This window comes from Deltaproteobacteria bacterium, assembly GCA_028818775.1.
Lineage (GTDB): Bacteria > Desulfobacterota > Binatia > UBA9968 > JAJDTQ01 > JAJDTQ01.
In genome coordinates this window covers 23,135-39,104 of sequence record JAPPNE010000052.1, presented here as the reverse complement: position 1 = coordinate 39,104, position 15,970 = coordinate 23,135, and the positions used below count along the sequence as shown (strand labels likewise).

The window sequence follows — 15,970 nt, the reverse complement described above, 5'->3', positions numbered from 1 at the left end:
GCAACGTGTCGCCGGGCCGTTCCCGAAGAATACGTTGCTACTTGACCTCGACGCTGCCTCCGACCTCCTCGATCTTCGTCTTGATCTCTTCGGCCTCGTCCTTCGACACGCCTTCCTTGACGTTCTTCGGCGCCCCGTCCACGAGGTCCTTGGCCTCCTTCAGGCCCAGGCCGGTGATCTCCCGGACCACCTTGATGACCTGGATCTTCTTCTCGCCGGAACTGGTCAGCACCGCGTCGAACTCGGTCTTTTCCTCGACTTCGGCGGCCGCCGCCGGCGCCGCGGCCATGGCCACCGGAGCCGCCGCGCTCACCCCGAGCTCCTCTTCCAACTCCTTGACCAGACTCGCGGCCTCCATCAAAGACATGTTCTTGATGAAGTCCTTGACTTGCTCCCGATTCACTTCCATTGGTGCGCTCCCCCTTCAGCTATCGTGATCTACGACCCCGCCCCACCACCCCTGGATTCCCGCCCCCGATCGGCGTCGAGGGCATGCTTTCGCGGGAATGACGGAGAGATGGAGATAACTCTTGAAATGCCTGCCCCTTACTCCTTGCCTTCCTTGAGAGCGTCAAGGAGACGGACAAGCTGGCTTCCCGGCTCCTGGATCGTGCGCAACAGCCGGCTCGCCGGAGCCTGCATCAACGACAGCAACTGCGCTTGCAGCTCCGGCAGGCTCGGCAGCGTGGCCAGACCCTTGACTTGCGCCGGCTCGAGCAGGGTCCCGTCGAGGACCGCGCCCTTGATGGTCAGCGCCTCGTTCGCCTCGGCAAACTTGACCAGCGCCTTCGACAGACCGACCGGGTCGTCGTAGGCGAACACCCAGCCGTTGGGGCCGGTCAGCAAGTCTTCGAGTGCCTGGTACGCGGTGTCCCGGATGGCCAGCCGCACCAGGTTGTTCTTGGCGACCTTGTACTCCCCGGCCGCTTCCCGGACGTCGCTCCGGAGCTGCGTCATCTTGCCCACGGACAAACCGCGATAGTCGGTCACCACCGCCATGGTGGCGCTCCTGAACTTCTCCTGAAACGCGTCGACGACCGCCGTCTTTTCCTCTCGAGCCACGCTGTTCTCCAATCGCCTAGATCGCCATGGTGCGGACTTCCGCGGGGTCGATCCTGACCCCGGGTCCCATGGTCGCGGCCACGGCCATGCTCCTGATGTAGGTGCCCTTGGCGGCGGCGGGCTTGGCCCGGACCAGCGCCCCGACGACGGCCTTGGCGTTGTCCAGCAGCGCGTCGGCCTCGAACGACACCTTGCCGATGGGCAGATGGACGATGCCCGCCTTGTCCACCCGGTATTCGAGCCGGCCGGCCTTGATCTCCGTCACCGCCCTGCCGATCTCCATGGCGACGGTGCCCGAGCGCGGATTGGGCATGAGTCCGCGCGGCCCCAGGATCTTGCCGATGCGGCCGACCGCGCCCATCATGTCGGGCGTGGCCACCACCTTGTCGAAGTCCAACCACCCCTCGGTGATCTTCTTGATCAGGTCGTCGTTGCCGACGAACTCCGCGCCCGCTTCCTGCGCTTCGCGCTCCTTCTCGCCCTTGGCGAAGGCGAGCACGCGCACGGGCTTGCCGAGCCCGTGGGGCAGCCCCACGGAACCGCGGATGTTCTGGTCGGCACGCCGCGGATCGACCCCGAGCCGCACGGACAGCTCGACCGTCTCATCGAACTTCGCCGTGGCGGTTTCCTTGACGATCCGGATGCCTTCGTCCAGCGGATACTTGCGCGCCTGGTCCACCTTGTCGGCGACACTCTGGTACTTCTTGCCCTTCGTTTTCATGGCGGCTCTCCAGCGGATCACACGACCTTGAGGCCGAGACTCCTGGCGGTGCCCTCGACTGTGTTCATCGCGGCCTCGATGCTGGCGCTGGTCAGGTCGGCCATCTTGATCTGGGCGATCTCCCGCACCTGCGCCTTGGTCACCTGCCCCTTGGTCTCCTTGCCCGGCTCCCCGGCGCCCTTCTCGAGTCCCGCCGCCTTCTTCAGCAGCACCGCCGCCGGCGGCGTCTTGGTGACGAAGCTGAAGGTGCGGTCGGCGTAAACCGTGATGATGACCGGAATGATCATCCCCGGCTGATTCTGCGTGGCCGCGTTGAAGGCCTTGCAGAACTCCATGATGTTCACGCCCCGCTGGCCCAACGCCGGTCCCACCGGGGGACTCGGGTTCGCCTGCCCGGCGGGAATTTGCAGCTTGATCTCGCCGATCACCTTCTTGGCCATGGCCAGAACTCCTTACGACTGCCGGCGAAGCCCGCGGGCTAGCTCCGCTCCACCTGAATGAAATCCAGCTCCACCGGAGTCGCCCGCCCGAAGATGCTGATCAGCACCCGCAGCTTGCCCTTGTCCGGCTTGACTTCCTCGACCACGCCGTTGAACTCGGAGAAGGGTCCGTCGATCACCTTGACGCTCTCGCCCACGGAGAAGACCACCCGCGGCCGCGGACGGACCGCCCCTTCCTCCATCTGCTGGGTGATCTTCCGCACCTCCTCCTCGCTGACCCACGGCGGCTGCGTGCTCCCGCCGACGAACCCGGTGACCTTGGGGGTGGACTTGACCACGTGCCAGGTCTCGTCGTTCATCTCCATGTGCACCAGGATGTACCCCGGAAAGAACTTCCTGGAGGACATCCGCTTCTTGCCCTTCACCAGTTCGACGACCTTCTCGGCCGGCACCAGGATCTCGCCGAACCAATCCTTGTGGTCCCCGAGCGCCTTGACGCGTTCTTCCAGGGCGGTCTTGGCCTTTTGCTCGAACCCGGCGAACGTGTGGACGACGTACCAGTTTTTTGCCATGGGCTATCGCTATCCGGTTTCCCGTCTCAACGCCTTGTCTCAACGCATCAGCCATTGCCGCATGTACGAGAGCAGGATGTCCACCAGCCCCAGGTAGATGGCGAAGAAGATCACCACCAGCACGACGACGCCCGTGGCGGCGTAGGTCTCCCGCCGCGTGGGCCAATGGACCCGCTTCAGCTCCTGCCAAGCCTCGCGCACGAAGTCTGTCAGCCTCCCCACGGAGGCGAACGAATCGGTCAGTTTTTCCATCGGCGGCGAAGAACTGGCGGGTCAGGCAGGACTCGAACCTGCAACAGCCGGATTTGGAGTCCGGTGCTCTACCAATTGGAGCTACTGACCCGGCTCCGCTGACTCAGACCCGGATTTCCTTGTGGACCGTATGGGTGCGACAGTGAGCGCAGAACTTCTTGAACTCCAGCTTGTCCGTGGTTTTCTTCTTGTTCTTGGTCGTCGTGTAGTTCTTGCGTTTGCAAACGTCGCAGCCGAGCCCCACCAGGTCACGCATCTTTCACCTCCGCCTACTGCACGATCTCGGTCACGACCCCCGCGCCCACGGTGCGGCCGCCTTCCCGAATGGCGAAGCGCAGGCCATCGTCCATGGCGATGGGGGTGATGAGGTCGACATCGATGTGAACGTTATCGCCCGGCATGATCATTTCCGTCCCCTCGGGCAGGGTGGCGACACCGGTAACGTCCGTGGTGCGGAAATAGAACTGCGGCCGATAGCCGTTGAAGAACGGCGTATGCCGTCCGCCCTCTTCCTTGGTCAGGATGTACGCCTCGGCCTTGAACTTCGTGTGAGGCGTGACGGTCTTGGGCTTGGCGAGAACCTGGCCCCGCTCCACCTCGTCGCGCTTGATGCCACGCAGGAGAACACCGATGTTGTCTCCGGCCTGGCCCTCGTCGAGGAGCTTGCGGAACATCTCGACACCGGTGGCCACCGTCGTCTGGGTTTCCTTCAGGCCGACGATCTCGACCTGGTCCCCCACGTGCAGGATGCCTCGCTCCACGCGGCCCGTGACCACGGTGCCGCGGCCGCTGATGGTAAACACGTCCTCCACCGGCATGATGAACGGCTTGTCGACGTCCCTGACCGGATCCGGTACGTAGCCGTCCACGGCATCCATCAGCTTGACCACCGACTCGGTGCCCAACTCGCTCACCTCGCCGTCGAGGGCCTTCAAGGCGCTGCCGGTGACGACGGGGATGTCGTCGCCCGGGAACTGGTACTTGGAAAGCAGCTCCCTCACCTCCAGCTCCACCAGCTCCAGCAACTCGGGATCGTCCACCATGTCGGCCTTGTTGAGATAGACCACGATGGAGGGGACGCCCACCTGCCGCGCCAGGAGGATATGCTCACGGGTCTGCGGCATCGGCCCGTCGGCCGCCGACACCACCAGGATCGCGCCGTCCATCTGGGCGGCGCCGGTGATCATGTTCTTCACGTAGTCCGCGTGCCCGGGGCAATCCACGTGGGCGTAGTGCCGCTTGTCGGTCTGGTACTCGACGTGCGCGATGTTGATGGTGACGCCGCGCTCCCGCTCTTCCGGCGCCTTGTCGATCTGGTCGAAGGGCACGAAATCCGCCGACCCCTTTTCCGCCAGCACCTTGGTGATGGCCGCGGTCAAGGTGGTCTTGCCGTGGTCGACGTGGCCGATGGTGCCGATGTTGAGATGCGGTTTCGTGCGCTCGAATTTGGCCTTGCTCATCTTTCTTCTTCTCCTCCCGTGGATAATGGCTTGGTTTGATTCAATCCTTCACATACAGGCAAAGCCCAGGAGCGGGCTTGAACCGCCGACCTCGTCCTTACCAAGGACGTGCTCTACCGACTGAGCTACCTGGGCATGGGGCCACGTGACGGAAGACGGACGCCGCCGGCCGTTTACGCCGGGCGCGCCGCTTCCCACGGACATTACTGTGGAGCGGGAAACGGGATTCGAACCCGCGACCCCGAGCTTGGAAGGCTCGTGCTCTAGCCAACTGAGCTATTCCCGCAAAAAACGACTCCTTCGCTCCAGAGTCCTGCAACTGATGGTGGAGAGGGGAGGATTCGAACCTCCGAAGCCGATCGGCGGCAGATTTACAGTCTGCTCCCTTTGTCCACTCGGGAACCTCTCCCCGATTCGCTCTACGAGTTCTTGCGCGGATCGGACGGGCTTCGACCGGCCCCGTTCAACAAGTTCGCTCACGTGGAGCTGGCGATAGGACTTGAACCTACAACCTGCTGATTACAAATCAGCTGCTCTACCGTTGAGCTACGCCAGCGGAACCGTCCGTCGCCGTCGCGCACGCAAGAACAAAACAACGAAAACAAATAACAAAAGGCCACACTTACCCTGCCCCTCTTCCGGAAAACAGGGTAAGAAGGCACATCGGCGAAATAAAGCATCTGGCGGACCAAATGTCAACGGGGAGTATGTCAACTGGGGCCGTCGTCAACAGGCAGGCGGCAGGGCCGCGCCGGTTCGCTGTCTCGCCAACTCATAAGCGAATATACCCCACGCCACGCCCACATTCAACGACCCGACCCGGCCGTCCATGGGGATGGAGACCAGATAGTCACAGCCGCGCCGGACCAGCGGCCTCAGGCCCCGTTCCTCACCCCCCAGGACCACGGCCAGCCTTGCCGGATAAGCGGGCTCCCAAACCCGGTCCGGCGCCCCCGCATCGAGCCCCACCACCCAAAAGCCGCGCTCGCGCAGGGCGGCGAGGGCGCGCGGGAGGTTGGGGACGCGGTAGACTTCAAGATGATGCGCCGCCCCGGCCGATGCCTTGATCACGGCGCCGGTAACCCCCGCGGCACGATCCTTGGGCAGGACGACACGGCGCACGCCCGTGGCCTCCGCCGTGCGGAGAATGCTCCCCAGGTTGCGCGGGTCGACGATGCCGTCAAGGAAAAGAACGCAGTCCGCGGCCGCGTCCGCCGGCCCGGACAGCAGGTCGTTGAAGGTGCGGTAGGCGAACGGGACGGCACGTGCGGCCACGCCCTGGTGCCGGCCGCCGTGCGTCAGGGCGTCCAGCGCCCGTCCATCCATCTCCTCCACACGGCAGCCCTCCCTGTGCGCGACCTGCTCCACCCGGCGCAACGCGGGACCGCGGTTGCCCCGGACCAGGAGGACTTCCATGATGTCGCCGGGAGCGGCGCGGAGCTTCTCCAGAACGGGATGGATCCCGTAGATGAGCACCGGGTCCGGTCGCTGCCCGTCCGGCGTATCCCGCGTTGTGGAATTCATCAAAGAAGGCTACCATTGCCCCTGTGCATCGGACCCTGAGCGCCTATGTGACCGGTCAGATCATCCCGCCTTTCCTGGTAGGCCTCCTCGCCTTTACGCTCGTTTTCCTTGCCGGCCGCATCACCCGGCTCATCGAGCTGGTGGTCAGCCGCGGCGCGCCGCCGGATCAGATCGCGAAGCTCTTCGCGCTGATCCTGCCGACGCTGCTCGAAACGACGATGCCGATGGCGTTCCTCCTGGGAATTCTCTACGGCTGCGGCCGGCTTGCGCGGGACAACGAAACCCTGGCGTTCAAGGCCTGCGGCGTCGGCCCGGTCCACTTCCTGATACCCGTGCTGCTGCTGGGCCTGGCGGTCTCTCTCCTCACCCTCGGACTGTCGATCCTCGTCCGTCCCGCCGCCAACCTGGCCGTCAAGAAAGAGATCTACGCCGTGGCCAAGAACCGCGCCGGCTCCCTGCTCAGGGAGAAGGTGTTCAACGACTTCTTCCCCAAGGTCCTCGTCTACGTCGACAGCATCGTACCGCCGGGCAATACCTTCCAGGGCATCCTGATCATCGATCAACGCGATCCGGCCGCGGAGCATCTTATCATCGGAAGGGTGGCGCTGCTACATTCCGACAGCGACGCCAACACCATCAGCCTGCGGCTGTACGACGGCATGGTCCATGAACGGCGGCCCGACCGGTCGCACTTCAGCCAGACGTCGTTCAACGTCTACAACCTCAACCTGGAGCTGGAGCACCTGCCGGCGCTGGACGACGAATCCGGGAATCCCGAGGAGATGTCCATGCGGAGCCTTCGCGAAGCGATTCGCACGAAGACGGCGCAAGGCGCCGGCGCCATACCGGAAATGATGGAACTGCACCGGCGGTTCGCTTTCCCGTTCGCGCCTCTGGTCTTCGCCGTCCTGGGTCTCGCCATCGTGCTTGCGCCCAATCGTTCGTCCGCCGGGCGTTCCCGCGGCGTTGCCGCATGCATCGCCTGGCTGTTCGCCTACTACGCGCTGTTCGCCGTGGGCACCGCCATGGGGGAGAACGGCAAGATTCCGGCCGCGCTGGCGCTGTGGCTCCCCAACCTGGTGGTGGGGTGCATCGCGGTCTGGCTGTTCATCCGAACGCTCATGGATGCGCCATCGCCGTTCAGCGCCGGCGCCCGGCTTCGCGGCAGCGGCCGGGTGGCGGCGGAACGGCCCACGGTGTAGGACCGGCTCCGATGATCTTTCTCGCGGACCGTCTGTCGGCACCGGCGTTCGGGAGCACCCTCGACATCTATCTGCTCCGGCGATTCGCGGGGGCCTTTTGCGCAACGCTGGCCGTCGTCATCCTGTTGCACTTGATGGGTGACGTGTTCGGCCGCGTCGACAACCTGATGGGCAATGACGCGACCTTGTCCAACGCCGTCCAGTTCTTCCTCTACCGGCTGCCCTTGATGATATCCCGCAGCATCGGCTTCGCGGCCCTGTTCGCCGCCTTCCTGAGCCTGGGCGCGCTGGCGCGCCGGAACGAGCTGGTCGCCGTGGGTGCCTGCGGCATCAGCCTGCACCGGATCGCGGTTCCGTTGCTGCTGGCCAGCCTTGCCATCAGTGCCGGAACGTTTCTCTGGAACGAGACCACGGTTCCACTCGCCACTCGCCAAGCCAAGTTCGTCTACGACGTCAAGGTGCGGAACGCGCAGCTTCAATCGGTCTTCCACGATAGGCAGATCTGGCTCCGCAGCGGTGACTCCTTCATACGCGCCGACGACTTCGACGCGGAGGCGGGGAGGCTGCGCGGTTTGTCGATCTACCGAACGACGCCGCGATTCACGCTCACGGGCCTGATCGAATCGCCCGCGGCGCTGTGGGACGGGAACCGATGGGTCCCGGAGGGCGGCACCGAGTGGCGGTTCCTCGAGGACGGTACCGTGGAACGGCATTCCCTGGGCGGGAGGCTGACCCTGAACGAACGGCCCGACGACTTCCGCGTCTTCACACGCTCGCCCGACGAGTTCAGCTACACCGAGCTGAAGGAGCGTATTCAAGACCTGCGCAGGAAGGGAGTCGACACCTTGCGCGACACGGTGAACTTGCACACGAAGGTGGCGGTTCCGCTGGCAATCCCCATCACCATCCTGCTGGCATTGGCCCTTGCCGTGAAACCGGGGCGAAAAGACAGCATCGCCCTGAACCTCGCACTGAGTGCCGCCATCGGCTTCTCGTACTGGGTCCTGCTGGGCTTTTGCGTGTCTTTGGGGAGGGCGGGCGCGATTCAGCCCTGGGTGGCGGCCTGGTTGCCCAACATGGTGATGGGCTCCCTGAGTCTGTTTCTCTACGCCGGGTCGGACTAGCGCTTGGAGAACTGCGGCCGCTTGCGCGCCTTGTGCCTGCCGTATTTCTTGCGCTCCACGGCACGGGGGTCACGGGTCACGTAACCGGCCTTCTTCAGCGGTGTGCGGTAAGCTTCGTCCACCTGCACCAGCGCTCGGGTGATGCCGTGCCGGATGGCCCCGGCCTGACCCGAGATGCCACCGCCCTTGACGTTGGCGACGATGTCGAAGTCTCCCAGCGTCCGGGTCACGTGAAAAGGCTGGTGCACGATCATCCGCGCGGTCTCGCGCCCGAAGTAGTCTTCGAGCAAGCGGTTGTTGATGCGAATGGTGCCCTGGCCCCGCTTCAGGTAAACCCGTGCGACCGAGGTCTTGCGTCGGCCTGTCGCGTAAAACAGATCTTCCGCCATGAGTGCTGAACCTGCTGGTAAAACTAGACCGTCAAAGGCATCGGCAACTGGGCCTGATGCGGATGCTCCGGACCCGCGTAGACCTTCAGCTTGCCGAGCTGTCCTTTTCCGAGCCGGTTCTTGGGGAGCATCCCCTTCACGGCCAATCGCACCACCGCTTCCGGTTTCTTCTCCCGCATCTCCGACAGCGACCTGACCCGCAACCCGCCGGGATAGCCGCTGTGCCGGTAGTAGCGCTTGTCCGTTTCCTTGGAACCGGTCAGCTTGACGCGCTTGGCGTTCACCACGATGACGAAGTCGCCGCCGTCCACGTGCGGACTGAACGATGGCTTGTGCTTGCCACGGAGAACCCGTGCGATCTCGGTAGCCATCCTTCCAAGCACTTGGCCCTCCGCGTCGATGACGTACCACCGACGCTGGGCCAGAGACTCGGCCTTCGTCATCTGAACCGTGCGCATGCTTGAAACCAATCTGGCGGGGCCGACGAGACTCGAACTCGCGACCTCCGGCGTGACAGGCCGGCGTTCTAACCAGCTGAACTACGACCCCGTATCGAATTAACAGTTTAACCCGTGGGCGGCGGAATTGCAACCCGCGGGCGGGCCGACGGGCCAATGGGCGGTACAGGACTTGAACCTGTGACCCCCGGCTTGTAAGGCCGATGCTCTCCCAACTGAGCTAACCGCCCACAGGCCCCGGGACACCGAACCGAACGCGCTCGACCCGCCATGCCCCATCGAGGGGCGTCAAGCGGGTTGCCGGGATGTCCCTCCGGTCACTGCGGAAGGCTGGGCCTCGGCTCCACGTCCTTCTTCTGGAACCCCGCGGCCGGGGCTTCGCCCGCGTCGTCGTCCAGTTCGGACGCGGAGAATAGCGCATCCGGATCGCTCACCACCAGCGCCCGCTTGAGAACGTCGTCCATGTGCGACACCAGGACCAGCTCCACGCCCTTCAGGATGGTCGAGGGGATATCGTGGATGTCCTTCTTGTTCTCTTCCGGGATGAGGACCGTCTTGATCCCGCCGCGATGGGCCGCCAGCACCTTCTCCTTGAGGCCGCCGATGGGGAGCACGTTGCCCCGCAGGGTGATCTCCCCGGTCATCGCCACGTCGTGATAGACGGGAAGCCGGGTGAGAGCGGATACGAGCGACGTCGCCATGGTGATTCCCGCGGACGGCCCGTCCTTGGGGATCGCCCCCTCGGGCACGTGGATGTGGATGTCGTTCTTCTGATAGAAGTCCTTCTCCAACCCCAGGTCCCGCGCGCGTGAACGGACGTAGCTCATGGCCGCCTGCGCCGACTCCTGCATGACGTCGCCGAGCTTGCCGGTTATCGTGAGCTGGCCCTTGCCCGGCATGATGGACACTTCGGTGGACAGCAACTCGCCGCCCAGCTCGGTCCAGGCCAAGCCGGTGGTGGTGCCGACCCTGTGGCTGTCCTCGGCCATGCCGTACCGGAACTTCGCCGGTCCCAGGTACTTCTGGAGGTTCCGCGCCCCCACCGTCGTCCTGGACGCGCGGTCGTTCTTCACCACGTCCACGGCGACCTTCCGGCAGATGGAGGCGACTTCCCGCTCGAGGTTTCGTACCCCGGCTTCCTTGGTGTAGTGGCGCACCACCCCGAGGATCGCGCTGTCGGCGAGGACGATGTTCTCCTCCGTCAGCCCGTTGGCCTCCCGCTGCTTCACCACCAGGTACTTCTTGGCGATGTTGAGCTTCTCCAGCTCGGTGTAGCCGGCGATACGGATGATCTCCATCCTGTCCTGCAGCGGGCGCGGGATCCCGTCCAGGGTATTCGCCGTGGTGATGAACATGACCTTGGAGAGGTCGTAGTCGAGGTCCAGGTAATGATCGTTGAAGGCCTGGTTCTGCTCGGGATCGAGCACCTCCAACAGGGCCGAGGAAGGATCCCCGCGGAAATCCATGGACATCTTGTCCACCTCGTCCATGAGGAAAACCGGATTGCTCGAGCCGGCCTTCTTGAGCGACTGGATGATCTTCCCCGGCAACGCGCCGATGTAGGTGCGCCGGTGGCCGCGGATCTCGGCCTCGTCGCGCACGCCGCCCAGCGACACGCGGACGAACTTCCTTCCGGTCGCGCGCGCGATGGAACGTCCGAGGGAGGTCTTGCCGACCCCGGGAGGTCCCACCAGGCAAAGGATCGGGCCCTTGATCTTGCCTACGAGGCTCTGCACCGCCAGGTACTCGAGAATCCTCTCCTTGACCTTGTCCAGCCCGTAGTGGTCCTCTTCCAGGACCTGCTCGGCGTCCGTGATGTCCAGCTTGTCCTCGGTGAACTCGTTCCAAGGGAGGCTGAGGATCCAGTCGATGTAGTTCCGCACCACGGTCGCCTCGGCGGACATGGGAGACATCATCTTGAGCTTCTTGAGCTCTTTCTCCACCTTGTCCTTGGCCTCGGTGGAAAGCTTCTTCTGCTTGATCTTCTCCTCGATCTCCTGCATCTCGTTCTTGAACTCGTCCTTCTCGCCGAGCTCCTTCTGGATCGCCCGCATCTGCTCGTTCAGGTAGTACTCCTTCTGGGAGCGCTCCATCTGCTTCTTGACGCGTGAACGAATCCTCCGCTCCACCTCCAGGATCTCGATTTCCGCCCGCATGTGGCCCAGCACCTTCTCGAGGCGTTCGCCGGCGTTGACGGTCTCCAGCAGGACCTGCCGTTCCTCCAGCTTGATCCCGAGGTGTCCGATGATCGTGTCCGCGAGCTTGCCGGGCTCCTCGATGGCGGACACCGACACCACCATCTCGGGCGGTATCTTCTTCTTGACCTTGACGTAGTTCTCGAACGCGCCGTGGACCTCGCGCACAACGGCCCCCACTTCCGCGCCCTGGTCCGCCACGTCCTCGATCTCCTCCACCTCCACCAGGAAGTACTCGGGATGCGTCAGATAGCGCACGATCTTGCCCCGGCGCTTGCCCTCGACCAGGACCTTGACGGTCCCGTCCGGCAACTTCAGCATCTGCACGACGTTGCCTAGCGTACCGATGAGATAGATGTCGTCCTCGCCCGGCTCGTTGGTCCTGGCGTCCTTCTGGGATGCCAGGAAGATGGGCGCCTGCTTCCGGGACGCCTCTTCCAGCGCACGGATGGACTTCTGCCGCCCGACGAAGAGAGGCACGACCATGTGGGGGAAGACGATGATGTCCCGGAGGGGCAGCAACGGAGCCTGCACCGTGCTGTCCGCTCCCTGCTCGTTGTCATCCTTCTTGTCGCTGCGAAATAGCATCGGTACCCCCTTACGCGCTCTCCGCCGCCTTCGAGTAGACTACCATCGGAGGTTCCTTGCGGGTCATGACCTCCTCGGTGATGACCACCTCCTTGAGGTTGGGCTGGGAGGGCATCTCGTACATCACGTCGAGCATGGTGTTCTCCATGATGGCTCTCAGCCCCCGCGCTCCGGACTTCCGCTTCATGGCCTCCCGTGCAATAGCCCAAAGCGCCTCGTCTGTAAAGTTAAGATGCACTCCCTCCATTTCGAACAGCTTGCAGTACTGCTTGGTAAGGGCGTTCTTCGGCTCCTTCAGGATCTGCACCAGCGCTTCTTCATTGAGCTCGTCCAGCGTGGCGATCACGGGCAGCCGCCCGACGAACTCGGGGATCAGACCGAACTTGAGGAGATCCTCGGGCTGCACGTCGTGCAGGGAGCGCACCTCGGGCCGGGCCTCCACTTCCGTACCGTTGCCGCCGAAGCCCAGCCGCCTGCGCCCGGTGCGCCGGCGGATGATGTCCTCGATGCCGACGAACGCCCCGCCGCAAATAAAGAGGATGTTGGTGGTGTCGACCTGGAGGAACTCCTGCTGAGGGTGCTTCCTCCCCCCCTTGGGGGGAACGCTCGCGGTCGTGCCCTCGATGATCTTCAGCAACGCCTGCTGCACGCCTTCGCCCGAGACGTCGCGAGTGATGGACGGGTTCTCCGCCTTGCGCGAGATCTTGTCGATCTCGTCGATGTAGACGATGCCCCGCTGCGCCTTCTCCACGTCGTACTCCGCGGACTGCAGCAGGTTGAGGATGATATTCTCGACGTCTTCACCCACGTAGCCCGCCTCGGTCAGGCTGGTGGCGTCCGCGATGGTGAAGGGCACCTGCAGGAGCCGGGCGAGGGTCTGCGCCAGCAGGGTCTTGCCGGAGCCGGTGGGGCCCAGCAGAAGGATGTTGCTCTTCTGCAGCTCCACGTCCCCGGCGAGCGCATGGTTGTCGATGCGCTTGTAGTGGTTGTGCACCGCCACGGAGAGGATCTTCTTGGCCGGCTCCTGCCCCACCACGTACTGGTCCAACACGCGCTTGATTTCGACGGGTTTGGGCACGCCGGACGAAGCCGCGATCACCTCGTCGTGCTCGCACTCCTCGGCGATGATGTCGTTGCACAAGTCGATGCACTCGTCGCAGATGTAGACGGTGGGACCCGCGATCAGCTTGCGCACCTCGTCCTGACTCTTGCCGCAGAAGGAACAGACGAGATTGCCGGAACGATCATCCCCATGCTTTGGCATTGAGTTTCCCCCTCACCCCTTTGCGGACACGTCAAGGCGGCTGGTGATCACTTCATCCACCAATCCATACTCCAAAGCCTGCTGACCCGTCATGAACAGGTCCCGGTCGGTGTCCCGCTCGATCCTTTTCAGCGACTGGCCGGTGTGCTTCACCAGGATCGCGCCAAGCTCCTCGCGCATTCTCAGGATCTCCCGCGCCTGGATGTCCACGTCCGCGGCGGTCCCCTGAAAACCGCCCAGGGGCTGGTGGATCATGATGCGCGAGTGCGGCAGCGCGTAGCGCTTGCCCTTTTCGCCCGCCGCCAGCAACACCGCCCCCATGCTCGCGGCCTGACCCAGGCACACGGTGGAGACCTGGGGACGGATGTACTGAATGGTGTCGTAGATGGCCAGACCGGCGGTCACCGATCCGCCCGGGGAATTGATGTAGAAGTAGATGTCGCGCTCGGGGTCCTCGGACTCGAGGAACAGCAACTGCGCGGTGATGAGATTCGCCACCTCGTCCACCACGGGGCTTCCCAGGAAGACGATGCGGTCCTTGAGAAGACGCGAGTAAATGTCGTAGGCGCGCTCCCCGCGACCCGTCTGCTCAACGACGAAAGGAATGAAGTTCATGCTGCTTCAACTCTAGCCCCTTTCGGGACCGCCATCAAGTTGTTTCCGACGGATCCGACGGCTCCACCACCGTCACCGCGGCCTGCTCCAGGAGGAAGTCCAGCGTCTTGTCGGCAACCATCTGGGACTGGAGCGTGGCCCTTGCCCAGTCCTGACGGTAATGCTCGCGCACCGAGGCTGCCCGCTCGCCACCGGCCCGCGCCACGGCGTCGATGCGCCCGTCGACTTCCTCCTCGGAAACCGTGATACCCTCGGCGGAGGCGATCTCATCGATGAGCAAGGAGGCCCGAACCCGGCGTTCAGCCGCGGGCGTCAACTCCTCCCGAAGCTCTTCCGTGGTGGGCGCGGGCGCATCCGTCCCCGCCGGCTCCCTTTCGGTCGCGGCCCGCCGCACGAGATACGACAGCTCCCGCTCCACCATGGAAGGGGGCGTGTCCACCGAGTGCGCGTCCAGGAGATGTTCCACGATCTCGTCCTGCAACCGGGTGTTCTGAAACCGCTCGACCTCGTCCTGCAACTGCGCGCGCACCTTGTCGCGCAACTCCTCCAGGGACTCGCACTCGCCATAGTCCTGGGCGAAGTCGTCGTCCAGCGGCGGCAGATCCTTGCGCCGGATGTCGCGCACCGTCACCGTGAACTCCGCTTTCCGCCCCGCCAGCCCGGAGTCGGCTGAATCCGCCGGGAAGTCCACCACGAGGGTCCCCGGCACGCCCTTCTTCATCCCAACCAGTCCACGCTCGAACTCGGGCAAGGCCTTGCCCGCGCCGATGTCCACCGCGAAGTTCTCCGCCGAGCCGCCGGGAAACGCCTCGCCGTCCACCGTGCCGGCGAAGTCGATGAACACGTAGTCCCCGTCCTCCACCTGCTCCCGTTCCTCCACGGGCTCGAGTTGGGCATGGCGCTCCCGAAAGGCCTCCAGCGTCCGTTCCACCTGCTCGTCGTCCACGTCGACGCGCGGCCGGTTGAGCGCAATGCCGCGATAGTTTCCCAACTCGATGTCCGGCCTCACCTCCATCACGGCGGAGAACGTGAACGGCTGCGCCTCGGACAGGTCGCCGGCGTCGAGCCGCGGCTCCGCGACGGGATCGAGGCCCTGTTCCTTCACCGCCTCGCCGAGCGAGGCCTCGACGATCTCGGACAGCGCCTGCGCCTGGATGTCGGCGCCGTACAGCCCGCGCAGGACCTGTTGCGGCACCTTGCCCGCGCGAAACCCGCGCACCTTCGCGCGGCGCCCGAACTCACGGTAGATGCGGGAGAACGTCTTGGCCACACGATCCGCCGGGACCTCCACGCGCAGCTTTCGCTGCGTGGGCGTCAAGACCTCGATGTCACACTTCATGCCTGTATGGGCTTCTGCCATGTTTCATGTCCCTGACGGTTCCCTCGCGTGCGCTTCACAGCGGGGGCGCGGGCCGTTCCCACCCTGGTGCGAGAGGGGGGACTCGAACCCCCACGGTTGCCCGCTAGATCCTAAATCTAGTGCGTCTACCAGTTCCGCCACTCTCGCACAGCGCATTCGCTGGGGTCGTGTGTCCGGCGTGGCGCGTCAACCACCCGTCTCACGAAGCCCGCGGAAGGAATCCCCGGAGACCGGTTTTCTGTGTAACAACCCCGCAAACCGCAAGTCAAGATCGGACCGCCCGCACACGAGCCGGCGGAGGCACGCCAAGAGGTCGGCAGGCCCGGAGGCCTTGTGGGGAGGGAAGAGTGGGCCGCCAGGGATTCGAACCCCGGACCAACTGATTAAGAGTCAGCTGCTCTACCAACTGAGCTAGCGGCCCGCACACGATTGAGGGTGAGTGAAAGTTGGGGTGAGTGAAGGGACTTGAACCCTCAACCCCTGGAGCCACAGTCCAGTGCTCTAACCAATTGAGCTACACTCACCAGAACGCAACCTGCTTCCGACACCGATTGATGGCGCGCCAGAAGGGACTCGAACCCCTGACCCACGGCTTAGAAGGCCGTTGCTCTATCCACCTGAGCTACTGGCGCGCATGGTCGGGGCGAGCCGATTTGAACGGCCGACCCCCTGCTCCCAAGGCAGGTGCGCTACCTGACTGCGCCACGCCCCGTCACGAATCCTTGATTCTACCTCATGGCGCGG

Annotated in this window: 17 protein-coding genes and 12 tRNA genes; 2 read left to right on the top strand and 27 right to left on the bottom strand. The window is 64.3% G+C overall.

All coding sequences use genetic code 11. The features are described from left to right. Positions 1-37: 37 nt before the first annotated feature. The 14 genes from rplL to rlmB all read right to left on the bottom strand — a co-directional run bounded on the left by rplL (position 38) and on the right by rlmB (position 6,031). On the bottom strand, positions 38-403 hold the full coding sequence (gene rplL, locus OXU42_06000) for a 50S ribosomal protein L7/L12 (protein MDE0028932.1): 366 nt from the start codon (positions 401-403) through the stop codon (positions 38-40). Between the two features lie 143 nt (positions 404-546). Next, positions 547-1,062: a 50S ribosomal protein L10 gene (gene rplJ, locus OXU42_05995; protein MDE0028931.1), complete on the bottom strand. Its 516-nt coding sequence runs from the start codon at positions 1,060-1,062 to the stop codon at positions 547-549. A 16-nt stretch (positions 1,063-1,078) separates the two neighbouring features. Then, positions 1,079-1,783, bottom strand: coding sequence for a 50S ribosomal protein L1 (rplA, locus tag OXU42_05990; GenBank protein ID MDE0028930.1), 705 nt, complete (start codon positions 1,781-1,783; stop codon positions 1,079-1,081). A 17-nt stretch (positions 1,784-1,800) separates the two neighbouring features. Then, positions 1,801-2,223 carry a 50S ribosomal protein L11 gene (rplK, locus tag OXU42_05985; protein ID MDE0028929.1) on the bottom strand — a complete coding sequence of 141 codons (423 nt, stop codon included), beginning with the start codon at positions 2,221-2,223 and terminating at the stop codon, positions 1,801-1,803. A 38-nt stretch (positions 2,224-2,261) separates the two neighbouring features. Then, positions 2,262-2,795 (bottom strand): transcription termination/antitermination protein NusG, encoded by a 534-nt coding sequence (nusG, locus tag OXU42_05980; protein ID MDE0028928.1) that lies wholly within the window; start codon positions 2,793-2,795, stop codon positions 2,262-2,264. A gap of 39 nt (positions 2,796-2,834) precedes the next feature. Continuing rightward, positions 2,835-3,047, bottom strand: a complete 213-nt coding sequence (gene secE / locus OXU42_05975; GenBank protein MDE0028927.1) for a preprotein translocase subunit SecE — start codon at positions 3,045-3,047, stop codon at positions 2,835-2,837. A 14-nt stretch (positions 3,048-3,061) separates the two neighbouring features. Continuing rightward, positions 3,062-3,138 (bottom strand) — tRNA-Trp (locus tag OXU42_05970). Between the two features lie 12 nt (positions 3,139-3,150). Continuing rightward, positions 3,151-3,303, bottom strand: a complete 153-nt coding sequence (gene rpmG, locus OXU42_05965; protein MDE0028926.1) for a 50S ribosomal protein L33 — start codon at positions 3,301-3,303, stop codon at positions 3,151-3,153. A gap of 13 nt (positions 3,304-3,316) precedes the next feature. After that, positions 3,317-4,507: an elongation factor Tu gene (gene tuf / locus OXU42_05960; protein MDE0028925.1), complete on the bottom strand. Its 1,191-nt coding sequence runs from the start codon at positions 4,505-4,507 to the stop codon at positions 3,317-3,319. A 62-nt stretch (positions 4,508-4,569) separates the two neighbouring features. Next, positions 4,570-4,642: transfer RNA gene (locus OXU42_05955), tRNA-Thr, on the bottom strand. Positions 4,643-4,716: 74 nt separating this feature from the next. Next, positions 4,717-4,793: transfer RNA gene (locus tag OXU42_05950), tRNA-Gly, on the bottom strand. A 37-nt stretch (positions 4,794-4,830) separates the two neighbouring features. Next, positions 4,831-4,916, bottom strand: a tRNA-Tyr gene (locus tag OXU42_05945). 72 nt (positions 4,917-4,988) lie between these two features. Beyond that, positions 4,989-5,063: transfer RNA gene (locus OXU42_05940), tRNA-Thr, on the bottom strand. 170 nt (positions 5,064-5,233) lie between these two features. Next, positions 5,234-6,031 carry a 23S rRNA (guanosine(2251)-2'-O)-methyltransferase RlmB gene (gene rlmB, locus OXU42_05935; protein ID MDE0028924.1) on the bottom strand — a complete coding sequence of 266 codons (798 nt, stop codon included), beginning with the start codon at positions 6,029-6,031 and terminating at the stop codon, positions 5,234-5,236. Positions 6,032-6,054: 23 nt separating this feature from the next. Between rlmB and OXU42_05930 the strand changes: the two genes are divergently transcribed. Continuing rightward, on the top strand, positions 6,055-7,233 hold the full coding sequence (locus OXU42_05930; GenBank protein ID MDE0028923.1) for an LptF/LptG family permease: 1,179 nt from the start codon (positions 6,055-6,057) through the stop codon (positions 7,231-7,233). Between the two features lie 11 nt (positions 7,234-7,244). Further along, positions 7,245-8,357: an LPS export ABC transporter permease LptG gene (gene lptG, locus OXU42_05925; protein ID MDE0028922.1), complete on the top strand. Its 1,113-nt coding sequence runs from the start codon at positions 7,245-7,247 to the stop codon at positions 8,355-8,357. Here lptG and rpsI read toward each other — a convergent pair. From rpsI to OXU42_05860, 13 genes are all read right to left on the bottom strand, one after another. Next, positions 8,354-8,746, bottom strand: coding sequence for a 30S ribosomal protein S9 (gene rpsI / locus OXU42_05920; GenBank protein ID MDE0028921.1), 393 nt, complete (start codon positions 8,744-8,746; stop codon positions 8,354-8,356). The two genes, lptG and rpsI, sit on opposite strands and share 4 nt — an antisense overlap. A gap of 23 nt (positions 8,747-8,769) precedes the next feature. After that, positions 8,770-9,189, bottom strand: a complete 420-nt coding sequence (gene rplM / locus OXU42_05915) for a 50S ribosomal protein L13 (GenBank protein ID MDE0028920.1) — start codon at positions 9,187-9,189, stop codon at positions 8,770-8,772. Positions 9,190-9,218: 29 nt separating this feature from the next. Further along, positions 9,219-9,295: transfer RNA gene (locus tag OXU42_05910), tRNA-Asp, on the bottom strand. Between the two features lie 66 nt (positions 9,296-9,361). Continuing rightward, positions 9,362-9,434, bottom strand: a tRNA-Val gene (locus OXU42_05905). A gap of 87 nt (positions 9,435-9,521) precedes the next feature. Then, positions 9,522-11,987, bottom strand: coding sequence for an endopeptidase La (gene lon, locus OXU42_05900; GenBank protein ID MDE0028919.1), 2,466 nt, complete (start codon positions 11,985-11,987; stop codon positions 9,522-9,524). 10 nt (positions 11,988-11,997) lie between these two features. Next, on the bottom strand, positions 11,998-13,251 hold the full coding sequence (gene clpX, locus OXU42_05895; GenBank protein MDE0028918.1) for an ATP-dependent Clp protease ATP-binding subunit ClpX: 1,254 nt from the start codon (positions 13,249-13,251) through the stop codon (positions 11,998-12,000). Positions 13,252-13,263: 12 nt separating this feature from the next. Next, a complete protein-coding gene (gene clpP, locus OXU42_05890) occupies positions 13,264-13,866 on the bottom strand; it encodes an ATP-dependent Clp endopeptidase proteolytic subunit ClpP (GenBank protein MDE0028917.1) in 603 nt (200 codons plus the stop codon). 34 nt (positions 13,867-13,900) lie between these two features. Next, positions 13,901-15,226, bottom strand: coding sequence for a trigger factor (gene tig / locus OXU42_05885; protein MDE0028916.1), 1,326 nt, complete (start codon positions 15,224-15,226; stop codon positions 13,901-13,903). A 64-nt stretch (positions 15,227-15,290) separates the two neighbouring features. Next, positions 15,291-15,373: transfer RNA gene (locus OXU42_05880), tRNA-Leu, on the bottom strand. A 201-nt stretch (positions 15,374-15,574) separates the two neighbouring features. After that, positions 15,575-15,647, bottom strand: a tRNA-Lys gene (locus tag OXU42_05875). A gap of 26 nt (positions 15,648-15,673) precedes the next feature. Then, positions 15,674-15,750: transfer RNA gene (locus tag OXU42_05870), tRNA-His, on the bottom strand. A 31-nt stretch (positions 15,751-15,781) separates the two neighbouring features. Then, positions 15,782-15,858, bottom strand: a tRNA-Arg gene (locus tag OXU42_05865). A gap of 3 nt (positions 15,859-15,861) precedes the next feature. Next, positions 15,862-15,938, bottom strand: a tRNA-Pro gene (locus OXU42_05860). Positions 15,939-15,970: the final 32 nt, after the last annotated feature.

Excerpts from the sequence above, each read along its gene's own strand:
- rplA (MDE0028930.1), bottom strand. The coding sequence starts at position 1,783 with ATGAAAACGAAGGGCAAGAAGTACCAGAGTGTCGCCGACAAGGTGGAC.
- rplK (MDE0028929.1), bottom strand. The coding sequence starts at position 2,223 with ATGGCCAAGAAGGTGATCGGCGAGATCAAGCTGCAAATTCCCGCCGGG.
- nusG (MDE0028928.1), bottom strand. The coding sequence starts at position 2,795 with ATGGCAAAAAACTGGTACGTCGTCCACACGTTCGCCGGGTTCGAGCAA.
- secE (MDE0028927.1), bottom strand. The coding sequence starts at position 3,047 with ATGGAAAAACTGACCGATTCGTTCGCCTCCGTGGGGAGGCTGACAGAC.
- rpmG (MDE0028926.1), bottom strand. The coding sequence starts at position 3,303 with ATGCGTGACCTGGTGGGGCTCGGCTGCGACGTTTGCAAACGCAAGAAC.
- tuf (MDE0028925.1), bottom strand. The coding sequence starts at position 4,507 with ATGAGCAAGGCCAAATTCGAGCGCACGAAACCGCATCTCAACATCGGC.
- rlmB (MDE0028924.1), bottom strand. The coding sequence starts at position 6,031 with ATGAATTCCACAACGCGGGATACGCCGGACGGGCAGCGACCGGACCCG.
- lptG (MDE0028922.1), top strand. The coding sequence starts at position 7,245 with ATGATCTTTCTCGCGGACCGTCTGTCGGCACCGGCGTTCGGGAGCACC.
- rpsI (MDE0028921.1), bottom strand. The coding sequence starts at position 8,746 with ATGGCGGAAGATCTGTTTTACGCGACAGGCCGACGCAAGACCTCGGTC.
- rplM (MDE0028920.1), bottom strand. The coding sequence starts at position 9,189 with ATGACGAAGGCCGAGTCTCTGGCCCAGCGTCGGTGGTACGTCATCGAC.
- lon (MDE0028919.1), bottom strand. The coding sequence starts at position 11,987 with ATGCTATTTCGCAGCGACAAGAAGGATGACAACGAGCAGGGAGCGGAC.
- clpX (MDE0028918.1), bottom strand. The coding sequence starts at position 13,251 with ATGCCAAAGCATGGGGATGATCGTTCCGGCAATCTCGTCTGTTCCTTC.
- clpP (MDE0028917.1), bottom strand. The coding sequence starts at position 13,866 with ATGAACTTCATTCCTTTCGTCGTTGAGCAGACGGGTCGCGGGGAGCGC.
- tig (MDE0028916.1), bottom strand. The coding sequence starts at position 15,226 with ATGGCAGAAGCCCATACAGGCATGAAGTGTGACATCGAGGTCTTGACG.